Origin of the sequence: Paenarthrobacter sp. NPDC092416 (assembly GCF_044755025.1) — a bacterium.
Classification (GTDB): Bacteria; Actinomycetota; Actinomycetes; order Actinomycetales; family Micrococcaceae; genus Arthrobacter.
Genome location: NZ_JBIVQG010000033.1, coordinates 1 through 3,423 on the forward strand (window position 1 = coordinate 1; position 3,423 = coordinate 3,423).

Annotated in this window: 2 protein-coding genes; both read left to right on the forward strand. The window is 60.5% G+C overall.

Translation table 11 applies throughout. The features are described from left to right. Positions 1 to 552: 552 nt before the first annotated feature. On the forward strand, positions 553 to 2,454 hold the full coding sequence (locus ACIQC5_RS24165) for an anthranilate synthase family protein (RefSeq protein ID WP_400287750.1): 1,902 nt from the start codon (positions 553 to 555) through the stop codon (positions 2,452 to 2,454). A 571-nt stretch (positions 2,455 to 3,025) separates the two neighbouring features. After that, on the forward strand, positions 3,026 to 3,423 hold a 398-nt coding region (locus ACIQC5_RS24170; protein WP_400287752.1), incomplete at its 3' end, for a DUF3417 domain-containing protein.

Here is a 3,423-nt window from a genome sequence, read left to right on the forward strand (position 1 = left end):
CACCGCCACGGCGATCTGGACAAACAGCGACTTATACAGGGGCTTCTTGGGGGTCCTGGCCGCGGGGTTATCAGCCGCTGGGAGTGCCGCGGTGGAAGGCAGGGGGATCTTCATGGCAACGCCTATCTGTGCGGGGCCATGAAGGAATCATGGCCGAGGTCACAGACGACGCTATGAGCCGGATGTTTCAATCTGACGACAGATGGAAGGCGATCCTGTTTAAATTGGAAGTCAAATTCCATAATGCGGAAATCTGATCACGGCTTCGAGTGCCAGCGCGGGACGTCCAAGCCAGGTCGCTGAAGAGCAGGCCCACATGCCCTGCGACTTTTTTGAAGCGCGTCGATTTGGCGAAATGTTTTGTCTCTTGAGGCGATCCGCGGCGAAACAATACGTAAATGCCTTAGAGTCCTTTCATGCGTTATTCGGTACAGACTTCTTGGCAGGCCGCTCCCTAGAGCGGCCCGATACGCATATTCATGCACGCGACCGCCTCCCCTGGCGGTCGCTTTGTTGTACCGGGCAGTGGGCGGCCTCATCTTCAGGAGACCAATGACTTCCCTGCTTGCCCGCATCATCGCATCATCCTCCGGAGATGCCCCACTTCCATTCGCCGTCATACGACGCAACGGGTCAGACGACGTCGATGTCATCACGGGGCCGATCATCGACATAGAGAACCTTGCCGAAATCCCACTGGAATCAGGTCCAAACGCGCACGATGTACTGGTCCTCGTTCCGTACCGACAGCTCAAGGAACGCGGTTACACAGCACAGGACGATGGCACGCCGTTGCGTTGTCTCATCGTCACCGAGCGGGAGACGGTATCTGCACGGGAGGTTCTTGAGATTCTGCCCCGTTTTGAGGTTCCGACTGATTCTTTGGGCTTCGACACCCCTGACGATCATTACGCCGAGACAGTTCGGCGCGTCATCAACGACGAGATTGGCCAGGGAGAAGGCGCCAATTTCGTGATCCGGCGTTCTTTCCGCGCCACCACGTCAACCGCCCCTGCTGCAGCGGTGCTGTCGTGGTTGCGTACCTTGCTGGCTACGGAACAAGGGGCTTACTGGACGTTTGCGGTGCACACACCCGGGCATTCGCTCGTCGGGGCCACTCCAGAGCGTCACGTTTCGGTCAAAAGCGGACTAGTCACCATGAACCCGATCTCCGGCACATTCCGGCACCCTATCGGGGGTCCAACGCGGGCCGGGGCCCTCCGATTCCTGGCGGACACGAAGGAAACCGAAGAGCTCTTCATGGTGGTTGACGAAGAAATGAAGATGATGAGCGCCGTGTGTCCGGACGGTGGCCGCATTCTTGGACCCTACCTGAAACAGATGTCCAAGCTCAGTCACACAGAATACCTGTTGGAAGGACGGACGGAGCTCGATCCGCGCGAGGTCCTGCGAGCCACAATGTTCGCACCGACCGTCACGGGATCCCCCATGGAGAACGCCTGTGCAGTCATCGATCGGTACGAGGAAGGCGGCCGAGGATACTATTCCGGCGTGCTCGCATTCTTCGAGTCCGAGGCTTCCGGCAACGACTCGTACTCGTTGGACGCCCCGATCCTCATCCGGGCAGCTCACATCGACTCCAAGGGACTCATTAAGGTATCGGCGGGAGCGACTCTTGTACGGATGTCGACGCCCGAGGGTGAGGTCGAAGAGACACGCACCAAGGCGGCGGGAGTCCTCTCAGCCCTCGGGCTAATACCAAAGGATCCGGTCCCGGATGCGGTCGATCTCAACAAGCAACCAGGAGTTACGGCGGCTCTCGAAACGCGCAACGAGAAGCTCGCTTCCTTCTGGACGGACTCACAGGGCGCAAACACCAATCCGCCCTTTGCCCAACGCACAGCCCTGGTCATTGACTGCGGCGACCAATTTACCCAGATGCTTGCCCACCAACTGCGCTATCTGGGCATGACGACGAGCGTCACGCGATGGGATTCCGTCAGCGACCTGTCTTCTTTCGATCTCGTAGTCTTCGGGCCTGGTCCTGGCGACCCCCGTCAGGGAGACGCCCGTATTACGACAGTCGGAGAGCTGATGCGCGCGAGACTAAGTTCGGGAAAAGCGCTGCTCGCGGTTTGCCTGAGCCACCAAATTCTGTCTCTCCTGGCAGGTCTCCGCGTGGAAGCGCTCCCCTCGCCGCATCAGGGCGTGCGCCTTGAAGTAGACGTTTTCGGGGCTCGAGCCGCTATCGGCTTCTACAACACGTTCAGCGCAGTCCGGGCAGCGGGTCAGGTGAGCACTCCCGAACTGGGCTTGGAAATCTCGGCTGAAGAAACTGTCGTATCAGCCCTGCGCGGTGACGGTGTCGCCTCTATCCAAGGGCACTTGGAGTCCGTTCTGTCCACTGATGGCCTCACGACACTTGAACGCCTCATCCGGATGGCATTCGAAACAGCTCCTCGACGCGAGCCAGCCATGAACCGCCTCGGCTAGGTCCCCGGCGAAAGGGCGCAGTCTCGGACAGCATCCGGGCTGCGCCCTTTTGCGCCCAGTAACCACGCCATTCAAGCACCGCGATTCATGCGAAATCCGCGGACCAAGTCGCGTCGTGCACCACCCACGCGGAAGCCCTCCGTAACACTGCGTGTGACTTTTGACACACCTCACAGAACAGGCCTACAGTCGCGTATCGAATCGCGTCGACAACGCGGGTCGATTGTCTGGTATTCAAGCTTTTCCGTCACTGACCAGTGGGCGGCGAGCTCCGGTCCTCCAGCGCTGGCAACGAAAAATGCCGAGGACCTGTCTAGACGGAAGCTGCCCGCAGGTGTGCTCCCCGTCCCTGACCGGCGGCTTGAACATTGCCGCTGAGAAACGCCAGCCGCCCCCTCTGCCTCGGCCACCGAAGGTCGACTCAGCCGGGCCAGATCAGGTTCCAGACCACCCGAACTCTCTGAACCATCCATAGAACACCCCGACCTTGCGGAGGCAAGAGCATGAAAGCGACCCCAAAACTGCCAACCGGCTTTGACCGGAACGTGCCGACCGTAGGGAGGTCCGGAAAATGAAGGCCATACGGAAAATCACGGTCCGCATGACGCTCCCTGAAGCCGTTCGGCCGTTGGCGGCATTGGCGAGCAACCTGCGTTGGTCCTGGCACCGGCCCACGCAGGAGCTGTTTGCCTCGTTGGACGCAGAAGCGTGGGCAGCGAGCAACCACGATCCCATGACATTCCTGGGGTTGATCAGCCGCGAGCAGTTGCAGGAACTAGCCAGCAACGGCGAGGTGGTGGAGGCCGTCCAGGCGGCAGCGGCGGATCTGGACCGGTACCTCAGCGAGCCGCGCTGGTACCAGGGCCTGGGCGAGGACGCACCAGCCTGCATCGCGTACTTCTCCCCCGAGTTCGGCATCACCGAAGTCCTCCCCCAGTACTCCGGCGGCCTGGGCATCCTCGCCGGTGA